Below are 15467 nucleotides of genomic sequence, written 5' to 3' on the forward strand. Positions count from 1 at the left end.
GATGACTCCCTCGAGCGCGGTCCCGGCCGGTGGTGGGAACCACCGGACGCTGGTGATGGGCGTCCTGAACGTCACCGCGGACTCCTTCTCCGACGGCGGTCGCTACCTCGACACCGACGCAGCGGTCGCGCACGGACTCCAGCTGATCGAGCAGGGCGCCGACCTCATCGACGTCGGTGGTGAGTCGACCCGTCCGGGCGCCATCCGCGTCGACCCCGACCTCGAGGCGAAGCGCGTCGCCCCGGTCATCGCAGCCCTCGCCTCACACGGCGTCGTCGTCTCGGTCGACACCATGCGCTCCGAGGTCGCGGCCGCCGCCATCGAGGCCGGTGCCTCGATCGTCAACGACGTCTCCGGTGGTCGTGCCGACGCCGACATGGCGCGCGTGGTCGCCGACGCCCGACTGCCCTGGATCCTGATGCACTGGCGGCCGGCGGGGGAGAGCACGGATCGTCGGTTCACCCACCGCATCGGTGATGTCGGTGGGTACCGCGACGTGGTCGCCGAGGTCAGCGGTGAGTTGCTGGCGCAGGTCGACGCCGCGGTCTCCGCAGGCGTCGACCCGGATCAGCTCATCCTCGATCCGGGACTCGGCTTCGCCAAGACGGCCGAACACAACTGGGCTCTGCTGCATGCGCTCCCGACCTTCATCGGGCTGGGTTTCCCCGTCCTCGTCGGTGCCTCCCGCAAACGGTTCCTCGGCACACTTCTCGGTCGCGACGGCGTCGACCGTCCGCCCGCGGGCCGCGACATCGCGACCGCGTCGATCTCGGCGCTCACCGCCGCGGCCGGCGCTTGGGGCGTCCGCGTCCACGATGTGGCGAGCACCTACGACGCCGTGACCGTCGCCGAGGCCTGGCGTGCGGGCGGCTCACGCACCACATTCGGAGCAGGAGGGTCGCATGGCTGACCGGATCGAACTACGCGGACTGAAGGTCCGTGGGAATCACGGGGTCTTCGACCACGAGCGCGAGGACGGCCAGGACTTCTTCATCGACGTCACCCTGTGGCTCGACCTGCGTGCCGCCGCCGACACCGACGACCTCGCCGAGACGGTCGACTACGGCGCACTCGCCCAGCAGGTCGCGGCGATCGTCGGGGGCGAGCCCCGCAACCTGATCGAGACGGTCGGTGCGGAGGTCGCGGACACGATCATGGCCGACGAACGCATCTCCGCCTGCGAGGTCACCGTGCACAAGCCGTCGGCACCGATCCCGCTGACCTTCGACGACGTCGCGGTGGTGACCCGCCGCTCCAGGAAGGGCATGCGATGAGTCGCGCGGTTCTCTCGGCCGGCTCCAATGTCGGGGATTCACTGGGCCACCTGCGGTCGGTGGTCGAGGGTTTCGGAGACGAACTCGTCGCGGTGTCCGCGGTGTACGCGACCCCACCCTGGGGCGGTATCGAACAAGACGACTTCCTCAACATCACCCTCATCGTCGACGGGCCGCTGAGCGCGCGGCAATGGCTGGACCGGGGCAACGAACTGGAGCAGGCCGCCGACCGTACCCGTGAAGTCCGTTGGGGGCCGCGAACTCTCGATGTCGACGTCATCTCCGTCACGGAGGCCGGGGGCGTCGTCGTCGACGACGACCCGGTGCTGACGCTTCCGCACCCGCGGGCGGCGCAGCGTGCTTTCGTCCTCATCCCGTGGTTGGAGATCGAACCGGAGGCCACTTTGTGGACGCCGGAGGGGGAGCGGCCGGTGCGTGAGCTGATCGATGCCCTCGACGCCGCCGAACGGGACGCGGTGCGTGCCGTCGAGCACCTCCGCCCGGCCGGGGGTGGCGCATCATGACTCTTCCCGACCCACGCCGTCCGGGGCAGGACGACGAGGAAACCGGTCTCGGACCCACCCGACTCCGCGATCTCGTCGTCATCGCCGCGGTCACTGCGATCGCCGCGTGGATTCTGGTGCGCTACAACTACAACGACTTCCCGCCGCTACCGCTGCTGGCCGGGGTCGTGCTCTACGTGCTGGCCGCGCTGGAGGTCGTCATCGCCTTCGTCGTGCGGTCGAGGGTGGAGTCCCGCGAGGTGGGTCGCGCTCGCGGACAACTGCATCCGCTCACTGCGGCGCGAGTGCTGGCCCTCGCCAAGGCATCTGCCATCCTCGGGGCGATCGCCGTCGGCGTATGGGCCGGACTGTTGGTCTTCCTCCTCGGACAGCAGGATGTGACGGCCGCCGACCAGGACCGGCCCGGTGCGATCGTGGGTCTGATCGGCGGGGTGCTGTTGGTGTGCGCGGCGATGTGGCTCGAGTACTGCTGCCGGGCTCCCGAGGACCCGCCCGCCGTCGGCGATTCCTGACATCCGCTCGTCGACCACCACAGAGGAATTCTCGGCATGGGTGACCCGAACCGACTCCGGCGCACACGGCGAAATATGGGCGACATAACACGTCGCCGATCTGAGAAACTCCGAACCCGGTTCGCGTGTGAATGTACTGACAGCGGGTAAGTTCACGATCATGACGACCTCGAACGGCCGTTCTGCCGACTCGCGACGCTCAAGTCGGTCGGCGGCGCAATGGCTGCTCGGTCTGCTGATCGTGCTCGCCCTGGCGGCCAGCGTACTGATGGTCTTCACCGATCGCCTGTCGATCCTCGGTTCGCTGGCGGTCATCGCTGCCCTGTGGGCGGCGGTCATCGGCGCGATCCTCGTGACCAAGTTCCGGCGGCAGGCCGAGAGTGCGGAAGCCAAGAGCCGCGACCTCCGACTGGTCTACGAACTGCAACTCGAGCGGGAGATCGCCGCGCGTCGTCAGTACGAGCTCGACGTCGAGACGACCATCCGCAAGGAGATCACCGCCGAGTCCAACGAGGAACTCTCCGAGCTCAAGGCCCAGGTGCTCGCACTGCGGTCGAGTCTCGAAATGCTTCTCGGGGAACCGCTCCCGGATCAGCGTGCCGCGCTGTCGAGCGAGAAGATGCGTGAGCTGGCCTCCGGTCTGTCGGGTGCCCACGCGGGGTCCTTCGGCGGAGAGTTCGGCGGCGTCCCGCCCTACCGCTCGACATATGACGACGACGGTCTGCGCGCCGCACGCGACTTCGCGGCCACCGCGCCGACCGCGGACGACGGCCGCCACACCGGGCCCGTCGACCCGAACGAGATGACCGAGGTGATCCCCGTCATCACCGACGATCCGATCTCCGGTCGGATCGCCACCGAGGTTCCCGTCGAGGAGGTCGACCAGCACTCCGCCGGTTCGACGCCGTTCGCCCCACGCGCCGATGAGTCCCGGACCGCCGACGCCGAGGACGTGTCGGATGCGGAGGTCGTCGACGATTCGCGCGGTGCGGACGAGTCGGCCGCCTACACCGACGAGACGCCGACCGACGAGTGGGCGACCGGAGCGAGCGCCGAAGCTCCGGCCGAGACCGGCGAGACCGGCGCCGCACCGGAAGAGGAAGAGACCGCGACCTCCGACGTCGAGGCCCCCGCATTCCTCGGTGCCGCCGGTCGTCACGAAGGAAACGCCGGACGCCCCGCCTCGACCTTCGGTGGTGGTCGCCGTCGGCGAGCGGCCGACGACGACTCCGAGTCCGCGCACTCGGCGGGCCTGCCCGTCTCGGAACTGCTCAACCAGCTGCGTCAGCAGTCCGGGACCACCGGCGGTGGTCGCCGGCGACGCGACTGATGACAGCCGCGCTTCTGCCGTCGACAGACGATTCGTCGAATTCGTATCGGCTTCGTCATCCGGTTGGATCAGTTCTGTGACGTAGGTGCTTATTCGCGCCGTAGAAGTTGGACGGTCGACCTAGACTGCCCGCATGAGCGGAGCTCTGGCAGGCGGTGAGCCCGGTCTGGTCGACCGGGCCGGCACCCCCTACGTGCCGCTCCGCCACACCGACCGCGGAACCGCGATGAAACGGTCACTGGTCAGTGCGTCGTTGTTCCTGCCGCTGCTCGCATGGTGGCCGATGGTGTTGTGGCTGTTCACCTTCGATCCGCTCAACGAGACCCCGTTCCCGGACTATTACGCGGACTATGTCGCCAACGGGCCGGCGACGAGCCTGATCCTGATCTGGGCGCTCACCGCGTTGATGCCCGTCTACATTGTCCTGGTGCTCGCGTTCTGGTCACGCAGTATGGTTCGAGCGGCGATCGCGGTCCCGATCGGGGCGATCGGGGCACTCGGTTTCTGGGGTGGTCAGGTCCCGGTGCTGGTGCGGTCGGGCGAGTACGGGATTCTCAATCTCTGTTCGGAGCACATGCCGGCGTGGGTCGTGTTGCTGATCGTCGCGTGGTCGATCGCGCGCCGGCGACATTTCTGGTGGGTTCTCGCGATTCCGGTCATCGCGTTGCTCGCGATCAATGCCTACGAAGGGTGGGCGACGAATCCGGTCGACACGATCGTCGACGGCACCGGCGATCTGCTGGGGGTGCCCGCGGCCGAGGTTCTCGATCCGTTCTCTCCCCGTTTCCGATCGCCGTTCGACGACGCAGTCGACATCATCGCCGGCGTGGTGACGCTGTGGATCGTCGACGCGGTGATCGGTGCCCTGGCGCGACAGGACCGACCCGAGCCGACGACCTACGCGGTCGACGCGCACTGACCGGCGCACCGGAAGGCCGTCAGAACTGCAGGACGATGGCGCGGACGATGGTGAACCCGAGCAATCCGAGGCTCAGGAGCATTCCCAGGACGCACAGGGTTCGGGCCAGTCGCGCCGCCGACGAGGCGCGGCCGCGTCCGGCGAGGTACCAGCCTGCAACGCCCACGGGCAGGCCGAGGCCCCCGACGACGCTGAGTGGCACCGCCGCGATGCCGCAGGCCAGCGACGCCGTGGTGAAGCGTGCCGGGTCGGTCTCGGGCGGGGGAGGTTCGATCACGTGCAGGTCGCCGGAGGCCCGGATCATCGTCGACTCCAGGGCGGGACCGGGAACCGTCTGACCCGGGAGTTCCGAGTACGCCGTGGCCACGGGGAACCCGTGACCGTGTGAGGAAGCCTTAGGCACGTGTCCGGTGTCGGCAGGCCGCGATCGGGGTGTCCCTGCCACCGGCGCGGTGCGCAGGCCCGCGGCCGCAGTCGGCGGCAAGGCGCCGCGGACACGCATCGTCCGGGTCTGCGGTGGGATCGGAGTACCAGCACCCGGCCGTGCTCGGGGCGGTGCCGCGGCAGCAGGCCGTGGGCCGGGGGCGGGAAAGAAGCCGGTGGTGTCGACCGCGTACCGGAACTCGGCGGCGAACGCGCCCGCCGAGGGCGGCCGGTCCGCGGGATTCTTGGCGAGCCCGTGGCGCACCGCCTCCGACACGGCCGGCGGGAGACCGGGCCGCAGGGACGACACGTCCGGCGGGGGTGTCGTGAGGTGGTGATGGATCATCATCATCGGTGTACGGGCGGTGAACGGGACTGTGCCCGTAAGTAGTTCGAAGGTCGAGCAGGCCAACGAGTAGACGTCGCTGCGGGCGTCGAGGGCCTCCGCCGAGAGTTGTTCGGGTGAGGAATAGGGGAACGAACCGAGCACCAGGTTGGCCGATGTCAGCGACGTGCCCCCGTCGGTCTGCCGCGCGATTCCGAAGTCGGCCAACCGGATACGACGCTCCTCGGGGCCCCCGGTGTCGGATTCGGCTGCGCTGATGAGGATGTTGGCGGGCTTCACGTCGCGGTGCAGCAGTCCGTGGCGATGGGCATGGTCGAGGGCGGCGCCGATCGAGTCGCTCACCGCCGCGACGTCGTCGAGCGGAAGGCCTCCGGGGGACGCCTTGACGAGGGCTGCCGCATCGGTTCCGGCCACGTACTGCATCGAGATCCACAGCCGGCCGTCGACCTCGCCGCGGTCGTAGACGCTGACGATGCACGGATGGTCGAGTTGGGCGGCCAGGTCGGCTTCGCGGGTGAATCGCGCGCGGAACGTCGGATCGTTGGACACGTGCTCGGCGAGCACCTTGATGACGTCGAGGCGGGGGAGTCGAGGGTGTTGCGCGAGGTAGACCGCGCCCATGCCGCCGGCGCCGATCTTGCGCACGATCGTGTAGCCGGCGAACTGGGTACCCGCTTCCAGGCTCATCTGCGGACCCCCTGAGGTCGGGCGATGGAGCGATGAACGCCTCGGACGGCCTCAGCGTACGCCGGTTCGGCCCAGGTCACAGCTGGGTCTGTCGGCCGATGGACATCGACGGCCGTCGACTCGCCGTCGGCGGCGGACGAGAGCCCCGGGTGACACCTGTCACACAGTTGGCCCGGACCGCGGTGAGAGTCCTACCCTTGCTCTGCAACGTCTGGTACCCGTGCCGAGGCCGCCGTGGAGAGAACTCCGTCCACGCGGAATCCGGCGAAGGCGGGACTGGAACGAACCATGGAGGACAGCGGTGACCTCACCGACCGGTGATCCCGGCGTGCCGTTCGCACGGCAGGCCGGTGGCGACGACGCCCACGGCAGCACTGCCGCGGACGCGTTCGGTGACCGCCCGTACCCGGTCCGGTCCGATCCCTTTCCCGGCACCTCCAATCTGCCTGCCCCCGCCCGCCTCACGGTCGGCATCGTGTCCGCCGGACGCGTGGGGACCGCACTCGGCGAGGCCCTCGAGAAGGCCGGCCACGTCGTCGGCGCGGTCGTCGCCCGGTCGCCTCAGTCGCGGGCCCGAGCCGCCGCGCGCCTTCCCGATTCCGAGATCCTCGACCTCGACGCCGTCGTCGCCCGTTCGGAACTGCTGCTGGTCAGCGTCCCGGATGCCCAGATGAGCGCGGTGGTCGACGAGATCGCGGCGTCGGGTGCGCTGCGTCCCGGCACGATCGTCGCCCACACGGCCGGCGCCCAGGGCGTGGACATCCTCGCGCCGGTCACCGCCCGCGGGGCCCTCGGACTGGCCCTGCATCCCGCGATGACGTTCGTCGGTTCCGCGGAGGACACCGCGCGGCTGACCAACTCCTGCTTCGCCATCACCGCCGCCGACCCGGTCGGCGAGGCCATCGCCTCGTCGCTCGTGCTGGAGATGGGCGGCGAACCGGTACGGATCGCCGAAACCGATCGCACGCTCTACCACGCGGCACTCGCCCACGGCGCCAACCACCTGATCGCGCTGATCTCCGACGCCGTGGCCGCGCTGAACGCCGCGATCGACCACTCCGGACGCGACGCCGCGACCGTTGACGGCAGTGGTGCGCGGCTCGCCGAACGGATCCTCACCCCGCTCGTGACCGCGTCGTTGAACAACGTGCTCGAACTCGGACCGGCGGCGCTCACCGGTCCGGTGGCGCGCGGCGACGCCGAGGCCGTCCGACGCCACCTCGCCGCACTCCGCGCCGTGCCCGGCGGGTCCGGCGATCACGGGATCGCCGAGGCATACCGGACCCTCGCCCGCCGCGCCGCCGAGCGCTCCGACGCCCCGGCCGCGCTCCTCGAGCTCCTGGAGGGGCGATGAGCACCGCCGAGCTCCAGACCACCGATCAGACACCACCGATCAAAGGAGATGCCGTGAGTGTCCCGTCCGACGAGACGCCGACCTACGAGGCCGGTCAGATGACCGTGCACCGCGAACCGGCCACCCTGACCCGGGTGACCCGGGCGCTGCGCGCGGCGGGCAAGCGCGTGGTGCTGGTCCCGACGATGGGTGCCCTGCACGCCGGCCATCTGCAACTGGTGCGTGCGGCGAAGGCCAAGGGCAACACGGTGGTCGTCGTCTCGATCTTCGTCAACCCGTTGCAGTTCGGCGCCAACGAGGACCTCGACGCGTATCCGCGCACCCTCGACGCCGACCTCGCGCTGCTCGAGCCGCTCGGCGTCGAACTCGTCTTCGTACCCAACGCCGCGTCGATGTACCCCAACGGACAGCGGACGATGGTGCACCCCGGCGCAGCCGGCGGAATCCTCGACGGCATCTCGCGCCCGACGCATTTCGCCGGGATGCTGACGGTGGTCCTCAAACTGCTCAACATCGTCGGACCCAACGCCGCCTTCTTCGGTGAGAAGGATTATCAGCAGCTCGTGCTGATCAAGCAGATGGTCACCGACCTCGATCTCGACGTCGAGATCGTCGGCGTCCCGACCGTCCGCGAATCCGACGGGCTGGCGATGTCGTCGCGCAACCGCTACCTGACCCCCGAGCAGCGCGAGCTGGCCACGACGCTGTCGGCGGCGTTGGTCGCCGGTGCCCATTCCGCCGAGGGTGGACCGGATGCGATCGTCGCGGCGGCACAGGCTGTGCTCGACACCGTTCCCGAGATCGACGTCGAGTACCTCGCACTTCGCGGCCGCCAGCTGGAGGAGGCACCGGAGAAGGGCGCCGCCCGGCTGCTCGTCGCCGCACGCCTCGGAACGGCGCGTCTCATCGACAACGTCGGCGTGAACGTCGGCGGTCTCGCCGCACTCGAAGAAGAAATCGCCTGGAACAACGCCACCACCACGACAGAGGGACGATGACCATGCTGCGCACCATGATGACCTCGAAGATCCACCGCGCCACCGTGACCCAGGCGGATCTGCATTACGTCGGTTCGGTCACGATCGACCAGGATCTGCTCGATGCCGCGGGGCTGCTCGAGGGCGAACAGGTCACGATCGTCGACATCGACAACGGCGCCCGTCTGGTGACCTATGCGATCGCCGGTGAGCGGGGCAGCGGTGTCATCGGGATCAACGGCGCCGCAGCGCATCTCGTGCACCCCGGCGACCTCGTCATCATCATCGCCTACGGCATGCTGAACGAGGCCGAGTTGACGGAGTACTCGCCGAACGTCGTCTTCGTCGACGACCACAACCGCATCCTCGAATCCGGCGACGACCCGGCCCACGCACCCGAGGGCTCGGGTCTGCTCGACCCGCGGCAGCTCGACGGCCCGGTCTTCGCCGACGCGACGGTCTGACGCCGGCGAACGACACGGAGCCCATAGATGCTGCTCACCGTCGACGTCGGCAACACCAACATCCACATCGGCGCGTATGCCGGGACGGGGGATCACGCACGGCTGGTGCGTGATTGGCGAATCCACACCGACCCGCACTACACCGCCGACGAACTCGCCTGGGTCTTCCGCGGCATGCTCGGCTCGGACATCGAGCAGGTCACCGGGGTCAGTGCCCTGTCGACGGTGCCGTCCTTGCTGCGCGAGCTGCGGGTCATGCTGCCCCGTTATTTCGGCGACGGACCGCACGTCCTGCTCGAACCCGGTGTGCGGACGGGTGTCCCACTGCTGGTGGACAACCCCAAGGAGGTCGGCACCGACCGCGTCTCCAACTGCCTTGCCGCACATCACGAATACGGCGGACCCTGCATCGTCGTGGCCTTCGGTACCGCGACCGTCGTCGACGCCGTGTCGGCGAAGGGGGAATTCCTCGGCGGCGCCATCGCCCCCGGCGTGAACCTTGCGGTCGAGGCGCTCTCCGAGCACACCGTGACCGTGCGCAAGGTCGAGTTGATGCCGCCGCGCAGCGTGCTCGGCAAGAACACGGTCGAGGCCCTGCAGTCGGGCATCCTGTACGGGTTCGCCGGCCAGGTCGACGCCCTCGTCGACCGCGTCTGCGACACCGTGCCGGGCTTCGACGGCGACGATGTCACCGTGGTCGCCACCGGATACCTCGCCCCGCTCATGTACGACGAATGCCGGTCCCTCACCGACCACCACCCGCACCTCACCCTTGAAGGGCTGCGACTCGTCCACGAACGGTCGAAGGCGAATCCGCGGCGCGGCAAGTAGACCCCGGACCGCGCTGCCTCATACGTGGGTGCGAGGAGCGCAAGCGACGTGTTGCGCAATCTGAAGGCGCGCGACGCACCCAGCTCCGATGCCTGAGGTGCGAGGAGCGCAAGCGACGAGCCACGAAGGCCTGGTGAGACGACGTCGCAGACGCACCCAGCTCCGATGCCTGAGGTGCGAGGAGCGCAAGCGTCGTGCTGCGTGATCCGAAAGGGCGCGACGCACCCAGCTCCGATGCCTGAGGTGCGAGGAGCGCAAGCGACGAGCCACGAAGGCCTGGTGAGACGACGTCGCAGACCCACTCAACGCCGGCCCCGCAACGCCCCTTCGGTGTACGCCGCGATCCGTGCGGTGAGTTCGTCGTCGTCCAGCCCGCTCCCGGCGAACTGATGGATCTGCGCGTCCAACGCGGGGAACATGAGGCGTAGGTCGGCTTCCGCCTCGTCGGGCATCCAGCCGTCGGCGACGAGATACGCGACCAGCCTGGCGATCAGCCGGTCCGCCAATCCGGCATAGAGATCCCCGACGACGCCGGGGCTCGCCAGTTCGCGCAGTCGCCCGTGTGCCCGACCGTGACTCGAGTTCTCCGCCACGGCAACCGCGATCACCGCGCGCAGCACGACCGGCCAGTCGGTCGCCTCGACTGGATGCGCGTCGAGGACAGCGACCATCCGCGCTTCCGCCGCGGCGAGATGCCGGGCGGCGAGCTCGTCGAAGATCGCTTGCTTGTCGCCGAAGTACTGATAGATCGAACCGACCGAGACGCCCGCGGTCTCGGCGATCCCGTTGGTCGTCAGCGCTGCCCCCTCGGTGCCCAGAAGCTGAGTCGTCGCCTCCAGGATCACCTCGACGGTGAACGAAGAGCGTTGCTGCCGTGGTCTTTTCCGCATGTCCGAGGTCTCCGGTGAATGCGAGTTGTGCCGGGTTCGCGGGCGCTCGACGATGGATGTGTGACTTACGGATCGTACCTACGCTTCCTGCCCGAGCCATGGCGTTCTGCCGCCGCGGACATCGAGGCCACCTCGTCGTGGTGGAGGTGGCCGGCGAGCGACACGCGACCGTCGGGTCCGGTGGACGTCCACATCCTGCGCGCGATGCGGCCCGACGCGCCGCTGCGGGTGCTGCTGCTCCACGGCGGTGGTGGGCACGGCGAACTCGTGTGGCCACTGGGTGCCGTGCTCGCGGGGGAGGGGTACGACGTGCTGGCGCCAGACCTCCCGCAATACGGGCGGACGCGCGTCGCCGATCCTGGTCGCGTGCGATACCAGGACTGGATCGACCTGGTCGGCGATCTGATCGCGGCGGAGACCGAACGGGACCCGAGGCCGATCGTCGTGTTCGGTGCGAGCCTCGGCGGCATGCTCGGCTACGACGTCGCGGCCGGGGGTGCGCGCGTCGCCGCGGTCGTGGCCACCTGCCTTCTCGACCTCGCCGGTGATCCGGCTGCCCGACGAGCCGCATCCCGCACGCCCGCGCTGATCCGCCTTCTCCCGCTCATGACGGCCGCATCGCGGATCGGGGTCTTCGCTCGACTGCGGTTCCCGATCAGGTGGGTCGCGCCGATGGGGCGGATCAGCAACGACCCTGCGGTCTCGCACGCCTGCATCGACGATCCGCGTGGGGCGGGTTCGAGTGTCTCGCTGGGGTTCCTGGCGGACCTGATGACCCACGAGATACCCGCGCCGGAGAACTACCGGGGTCCACGGGTGGTGCTGGTCCATCCGGCGGCCGATACCTGGACGCCGCCGGAGATCAGCATCCGCTTCGCACGACGGATCGCCGCGCGAACCGACATCCACCTGCTCACCGGTTGCGGGCACTTCCCGGTCGAACAGCCGGGCGTCGACGAGCTCGCCGGTCACCTGCGCGCCCTCGCGATCGAGTTGGTGTCCGGGTCGGATTCACCGGAACGCGCGCAGTAGCCGCGTCGGATCGTGGTCGGCGTCGGTGCCGTCGGAGTCACGCAGCAGCGCGTCGAGCACCAGCCCGTCGAGTGCTGCGACGAGTTGCCGGGCCTCGACGAGCGGCATCCCGCGCTCGACGAGGCGCTCGACGAACCGGTCGCGACCGGCAACCATGCGTTCGCGCATGACCTCGTCGCGGGTGGCCAGCAGCATCAGCTCGTAGCGTGCGCGGGTACGGACGCGGTCGGCGCCCAGCCAGCGGGTGATCACCTCGAGGGTCGACTCGCCGTCGACCGGGACGTCGCGGGTGTAGACATGCTCGACGAGAGCGGCGAGAAAACCGTCCTGACCACCGAAATGGTGACGGATACTGCCGTGGGGGACTCCGGATGCGTCCTCGACCGCGCGCGCCGACGCCTGCCTGATCCCGATCGTCCCGATCAGCTCGAGCCCGGTGTCGAGCAGGGTCTCGCGCGTCGATCGTCCGGCTGATTTCTCCACACGGAGAAGTCTATCTGCTACCGTTCTTCTCCATGTGGAGAAGAACGCTATGAAAGCGGTTGTCGTCGGCGCCGGGATCGGGGGACTCTGCACTGCCGCCGGGCTGTCGTCGTCGGGCGCGGAGGTCATCGTGCTCGAGCGTGCGTCCGAGGTTCGTGGGGGAGGGTCGGGGCTCAGCCTGTTCGGCAACGGGCTCCGAGCGCTCGAATCGCTCGGTCTCCGATCTGTGGTTTCCGGCGCCCGAGGGGTTTCGCCCACCCTGAACGGAGCCCGCCGTCCTGATGGGCGATGGCTCACCCGCTTCGACCCGTCGGCCATCGAGCAACTCCGGGTGGTGCGGCGGACCGACCTCCACGAGGCACTCCTCGGCCGGGTCGGATCGGGCGTGGAGATCCGGACCGGAACCGGCGTGCGCGAGGTGCGCGGCGGGACCGTCCAGCTCGACGACGACACCACGATCGATGGCTGCGACGTGATCGTCGGAGCGGACGGTCTGCGGAGTCGGGTGCGTCCCGCCGTCACCCACGACCCGGGCGCGGCCTACAGCGGCTACGTCGCCTGGCGGGCCATCACCGCGCGGCCGGTCGACCTCGACGCGGCGGGCGAGACGATGGGGCACGGGCAACGGTTCGGTATCGCGCCGCTACCGGACGGGCACGTCTACTGGTTCGCCGCGGTCAACTATGACGAGGGTGTCGAAACGGGCGGCATCGACGAAGTGCGAGAACGTTTCTCGGGATGGCACGCGCCGATCGGGGAGATCCTCGAGGTGACCGATCCGGCGGACGTCGGGGTGCTGCCCATCGAGGAACTGGCGCGCCCCCTCCCCACCTTCGTGCGGGGCCGATGCGTGCTCGTCGGCGACGCCGCTCATGCGATGACCCCGAACCTCGGGCAGGGGGCGAACCAGGCGATGGAGGACGCGGCGACCCTCACCGCGCTGCTGGGCAGCGCAGGGATGGATGTCGACGACGCTCTGCGTACCTACGACCGTCTGCGTCGGCGTCGTACCCAACGCATCGCGCGCCAGGCGTCGGCCATCGGGAAGGTCGGGCAGTGGCGGTCGGCACCCGCGGTCCGGCTGCGCGATCTGGCGATGCGGGCCGCTCCCGACGCGGCGCTCAACAGACAGTTGCGGCGTATTCAGGATTGGCAACCGCCCGTGCGGTGATCGTCACCGGAGTCTGGTCCCGGGCGTGGAGCTGTGGCATACTCGTCGCCGTGATCAAGAGCTGTCAGGAGTGTTGTCAGGGCTAGTACCGCATCTGCGGCTGCCCTACTTCGCGCTCCCCGCTCGTTTTCGATCACCTGAGGACTCCCTCTCATGACCGCTTCGGTTGCCACCTCTGTCGTTTCCCGCACCATCTTCGCCGCGACCGCGCCGACCGTCGCCCCGGCACCTGCCGCACCGCTGTCCCTGCAGGTCAGCGACTATGCGAATGCTGTCGCGGAAGGCGCCACGCCGGTGGACGTCCGCTCCCATCGCCGACGCCAGATCGACGGCGCACTGTTCGGCGCGCTCGCCATCGACGCCGTCGAGGTACTCGACCGGCTCACCCCCGGCACCTCCGAGTCGCTGACCGCGGCCCGCGCCGACTCCCGCTGGATTCTCGTCAGCGAGGACGGCCACGAGGCCGAGTGGCTGGCGTGGCACCTGCAGGCGCGGGGCGTCCCCGGTGCGGTGTTCGTCGTCGGCGGGCATCGTCGGATGCGCCAGGCCAAGGTCAACGGCCGCATCCATCCGGACGAGCTCGCCATGATCTCCGCGCACGAGAGCTGAACCGCCCCGTCCGTCCCTGTCACCGCTGTCACAGCAGGTGCGGCGAGTTGGGAGTCGGTGACCGGCCCCGATAGTGTGCGTGGGGTGAGTGACAGCCCGACCAGCACCGCCTCCACCGCGGCCGAGACGACCACGGACGCCGACGACCAGACTCCCGAACAGCTGCGAATCCGACGCGAGAAGCGCGAGCGCATCCTGTCCGAGGGTCGCGAGGCGTATCCGGTCTCGATTCCGCGCACCCACTCTCTCGGCGAGATCCGCGCCGCCTACCCCGATCTCGAGGCCGGCACCGAGACCGGTCAGCACGTCGGTGTCTCCGGGCGCGTCATCTTCCTGCGGAACAAGGGCAAGCTGTGCTTCGCAACCCTGCAGGAGGGCGACGGCACGCAGCTCCAGGCGATGATCAGCTTCAACGGCGTCGGCGAAGATGCGCTGGGCCGCTGGAAGTCCGATGTCGACCTCGGCGACATCGTCTTCATCTCCGGTGAGGTGATCAGCTCCCGTACCGGTGAGCTGTCGGTGATGGCCGACGGCTGGCAGATGGCGTCGAAGTCGTTGCGGCCGTTGCCCGTTGCCCACAAGGACATGAACGAGGAAACCCGGGTGCGCCAGCGCTACGTCGATCTCATCATGCGGCCGGAGGCCCGCGAAACCGCCCGCACCCGCATCAAGGTGATGGCCGAACTCCGTGCCGCACTGGGCCGTCGGGGATTCCTCGAGGTCGAGACCCCGATGCTGCAGACGCTGCACGGCGGTGCCGCGGCTCGCCCGTTCGTCACGCACTCCAACGCCTTCGACATGGACCTGTACCTGCGCATCGCGCCGGAGTTGTTTCTCAAGCGCTGCGTGGTCGGCGGCATCGAGCGTGTCTTCGAGATCAACCGCAACTTCCGCAACGAGGGCGCCGACTCCACTCACTCGCCCGAGTTCGCGATGCTGGAGACCTATCAGGCCTACGGCACCTACGACGACTCCGCGAAGATGATCCGCGAACTCGTGCAAGAGGTTTCGCAGGCCGCGCTGGGTACCCAGACCCCGACCATGCCCGACGGTTCGACCTACGACCTCTCCGGCGAGTGGACCTCCCTCGAGATGTACCCGTCGCTGTCGGAGGCGCTCGGCGAGGAGATCGTGCCCGCCGGCAATCCGGGGGAGACCACCGTCGAGCAGCTGCTGGCGATCGCCAAGCGCGTCGGCCTGGAGGTTCCCAAGGACAAGGGTTACGGCCACGGCAAGCTCGTCGAGGAGCTGTGGGAGCACATGGTCGGCGAGAAGCTGAGCGAGCCGGTGTTCATCCGCGACTTCCCGGTCGAGACCTCGCCGCTGGTGCGCTCCCACCGGTCGGTCAAGGGTGTGGTCGAGAAGTGGGACCTCTACGTCCGCGGCTTCGAGCTGGCCACCGGCTACTCCGAGCTCGTCGACCCCGTCATCCAGCGCGAGCGCTTCGTCGACCAGGCCCGCCTGGCCGCCGCCGGCGACGACGAGGCGATGGTCCTCGACGAGGAGTTCCTCGCCGCGATGGAATACGGAATGCCCCCGACCACCGGCACCGGCATGGGCATCGACCGCCTGCTGATGGCCCTCACCGGCCTCGGCATCCGCGAGACCATCCTCTTCCCGCTGGTGAAGCCCCGCACCTAG

The 15467-nt window shown here is 69.2% G+C and carries 17 protein-coding genes; 14 read left to right on the top strand and 3 right to left on the bottom strand.

Features of this window, described 5'->3' with window-relative positions; all coding sequences use genetic code 11:
* Position 1 precedes the first annotated feature (1 nt).
* The 6 genes from folP (at position 2) to C5O27_RS07975 (ending at position 4559) form a co-directional block, all read left to right on the top strand.
* Positions 2 to 910, top strand: coding sequence for a dihydropteroate synthase (gene folP / locus C5O27_RS07950; RefSeq protein WP_444542574.1), 909 nt, complete (start codon positions 2 to 4; stop codon positions 908 to 910).
* A complete protein-coding gene (gene folB, locus C5O27_RS07955) occupies positions 903 to 1274 on the top strand; it encodes a dihydroneopterin aldolase (RefSeq protein ID WP_127962407.1) in 372 nt (123 codons plus the stop codon). Before folP ends, folB begins: the two co-directional genes overlap by 8 nt.
* Positions 1271 to 1798, top strand: coding sequence for a 2-amino-4-hydroxy-6-hydroxymethyldihydropteridine diphosphokinase (gene folK / locus C5O27_RS07960; protein WP_127962408.1), 528 nt, complete (start codon positions 1271 to 1273; stop codon positions 1796 to 1798). Before folB ends, folK begins: the two co-directional genes overlap by 4 nt.
* A complete protein-coding gene (locus tag C5O27_RS07965) occupies positions 1795 to 2310 on the top strand; it encodes a DUF3180 domain-containing protein (RefSeq protein ID WP_127962409.1) in 516 nt (171 codons plus the stop codon). The genes folK and C5O27_RS07965 overlap by 4 nt, the downstream gene beginning before the upstream one ends.
* A 160-nt stretch (positions 2311 to 2470) precedes the next feature.
* On the top strand, positions 2471 to 3640 hold the full coding sequence (locus tag C5O27_RS07970) for a DUF6779 domain-containing protein (protein WP_006357025.1): 1170 nt from the start codon (positions 2471 to 2473) through the stop codon (positions 3638 to 3640).
* 133 nt (positions 3641 to 3773) lie between these two features.
* A complete protein-coding gene (locus C5O27_RS07975) occupies positions 3774 to 4559 on the top strand; it encodes a hypothetical protein (protein ID WP_127962410.1) in 786 nt (261 codons plus the stop codon).
* Between the two features lie 19 nt (positions 4560 to 4578).
* Here the strand turns inward: C5O27_RS07975 and C5O27_RS07980 are convergent, their stop codons facing one another.
* Entirely contained in the window at positions 4579 to 6015 is a 1437-nt protein-coding gene (locus tag C5O27_RS07980) for a serine/threonine-protein kinase (RefSeq protein WP_127962411.1), read from the bottom strand.
* A 301-nt stretch (positions 6016 to 6316) separates the two neighbouring features.
* On the opposite strand from C5O27_RS07980, the gene C5O27_RS07985 reads away from it, so the two are divergent.
* The 4 genes from C5O27_RS07985 to C5O27_RS08000 are packed head-to-tail and all read left to right on the top strand — an operon-like array spanning position 6317 to position 9641.
* Positions 6317 to 7369, top strand: a complete 1053-nt coding sequence (locus tag C5O27_RS07985; RefSeq protein WP_127962412.1) for a Rossmann-like and DUF2520 domain-containing protein — start codon at positions 6317 to 6319, stop codon at positions 7367 to 7369.
* Positions 7366 to 8367, top strand: coding sequence for a pantoate--beta-alanine ligase (gene panC / locus C5O27_RS07990; RefSeq protein WP_208651455.1), 1002 nt, complete (start codon positions 7366 to 7368; stop codon positions 8365 to 8367). Before C5O27_RS07985 ends, panC begins: the two co-directional genes overlap by 4 nt.
* A 2-nt stretch (positions 8368 to 8369) precedes the next feature.
* Positions 8370 to 8810, top strand: a complete 441-nt coding sequence (gene panD, locus C5O27_RS07995) for an aspartate 1-decarboxylase (RefSeq protein WP_127963792.1) — start codon at positions 8370 to 8372, stop codon at positions 8808 to 8810.
* Between the two features lie 27 nt (positions 8811 to 8837).
* Complete coding sequence (locus tag C5O27_RS08000; RefSeq protein ID WP_127962413.1) at positions 8838 to 9641, top strand: type III pantothenate kinase; 804 nt, start codon at positions 8838 to 8840, stop codon at positions 9639 to 9641.
* Positions 9642 to 9943: 302 nt separating this feature from the next.
* Here C5O27_RS08000 and C5O27_RS08005 read toward each other — a convergent pair whose 3' ends face one another.
* Positions 9944 to 10531, bottom strand: coding sequence for a TetR/AcrR family transcriptional regulator (locus C5O27_RS08005; RefSeq protein ID WP_127962414.1), 588 nt, complete (start codon positions 10529 to 10531; stop codon positions 9944 to 9946).
* 60 nt (positions 10532 to 10591) lie between these two features.
* Here C5O27_RS08005 and C5O27_RS08010 point away from each other — a divergent pair, with 60 nt between their 5' ends.
* Positions 10592 to 11563 (top strand): alpha/beta hydrolase, encoded by a 972-nt coding sequence (locus C5O27_RS08010; RefSeq protein ID WP_244216610.1) that lies wholly within the window; start codon positions 10592 to 10594, stop codon positions 11561 to 11563.
* Here the strand turns inward: C5O27_RS08010 and C5O27_RS08015 are convergent.
* On the bottom strand, positions 11543 to 12046 hold the full coding sequence (locus C5O27_RS08015; RefSeq protein ID WP_127962415.1) for a TetR/AcrR family transcriptional regulator: 504 nt from the start codon (positions 12044 to 12046) through the stop codon (positions 11543 to 11545). The two genes, C5O27_RS08010 and C5O27_RS08015, sit on opposite strands and share 21 nt — an antisense overlap.
* Positions 12047 to 12095: 49 nt before the next feature.
* On the opposite strand from C5O27_RS08015, the gene C5O27_RS08020 reads away from it, so the two are divergent.
* The 3 genes from C5O27_RS08020 (at position 12096) to lysS (ending at position 15467) form a co-directional block, all read left to right on the top strand.
* The gene (locus tag C5O27_RS08020) at positions 12096 to 13217 is read left to right on the top strand and encodes an FAD-dependent monooxygenase (RefSeq protein WP_127962416.1); all 1122 of its coding nucleotides are present in this window, start codon (positions 12096 to 12098) and stop codon (positions 13215 to 13217) included.
* A gap of 153 nt (positions 13218 to 13370) precedes the next feature.
* Complete coding sequence (locus C5O27_RS08025) at positions 13371 to 13826, top strand: hypothetical protein (RefSeq protein WP_075862553.1); 456 nt, start codon at positions 13371 to 13373, stop codon at positions 13824 to 13826.
* Between the two features lie 57 nt (positions 13827 to 13883).
* Positions 13884 to 15467 (top strand): lysine--tRNA ligase, encoded by a 1584-nt coding sequence (gene lysS / locus C5O27_RS08030; protein ID WP_127962417.1) that lies wholly within the window; start codon positions 13884 to 13886, stop codon positions 15465 to 15467.

Origin of the sequence: Gordonia alkanivorans, assembly GCF_004011905.1 — a bacterium.
Classification (GTDB): domain Bacteria; phylum Actinomycetota; class Actinomycetes; order Mycobacteriales; family Mycobacteriaceae; genus Gordonia; species Gordonia alkanivorans.

Coding starts and splice junctions, on each gene's coding strand:
- C5O27_RS07965 (WP_127962409.1), top strand. CDS start 1,795: ATGACTCTTCCCGACCCACGCCGTCCGGGGCAGGACGACGAGGAAACC.
- C5O27_RS07970 (WP_006357025.1), top strand. CDS start 2,471: ATGACGACCTCGAACGGCCGTTCTGCCGACTCGCGACGCTCAAGTCGG.
- C5O27_RS08005 (WP_127962414.1), bottom strand. CDS start 10,531: ATGCGGAAAAGACCACGGCAGCAACGCTCTTCGTTCACCGTCGAGGTG.
- folK (WP_127962408.1), top strand. CDS start 1,271: ATGAGTCGCGCGGTTCTCTCGGCCGGCTCCAATGTCGGGGATTCACTG.
- panD (WP_127963792.1), top strand. CDS start 8,370: ATGCTGCGCACCATGATGACCTCGAAGATCCACCGCGCCACCGTGACC.
- C5O27_RS07975 (WP_127962410.1), top strand. CDS start 3,774: ATGAGCGGAGCTCTGGCAGGCGGTGAGCCCGGTCTGGTCGACCGGGCC.
- folB (WP_127962407.1), top strand. CDS start 903: ATGGCTGACCGGATCGAACTACGCGGACTGAAGGTCCGTGGGAATCAC.
- C5O27_RS07980 (WP_127962411.1), bottom strand. CDS start 6,015: ATGAGCCTGGAAGCGGGTACCCAGTTCGCCGGCTACACGATCGTGCGC.
- C5O27_RS08000 (WP_127962413.1), top strand. CDS start 8,838: ATGCTGCTCACCGTCGACGTCGGCAACACCAACATCCACATCGGCGCG.
- panC (WP_208651455.1), top strand. CDS start 7,366: ATGAGCACCGCCGAGCTCCAGACCACCGATCAGACACCACCGATCAAA.
- folP (WP_444542574.1), top strand. CDS start 2: ATGACTCCCTCGAGCGCGGTCCCGGCCGGTGGTGGGAACCACCGGACG.
- C5O27_RS08020 (WP_127962416.1), top strand. CDS start 12,096: ATGAAAGCGGTTGTCGTCGGCGCCGGGATCGGGGGACTCTGCACTGCC.
- C5O27_RS08025 (WP_075862553.1), top strand. CDS start 13,371: ATGACCGCTTCGGTTGCCACCTCTGTCGTTTCCCGCACCATCTTCGCC.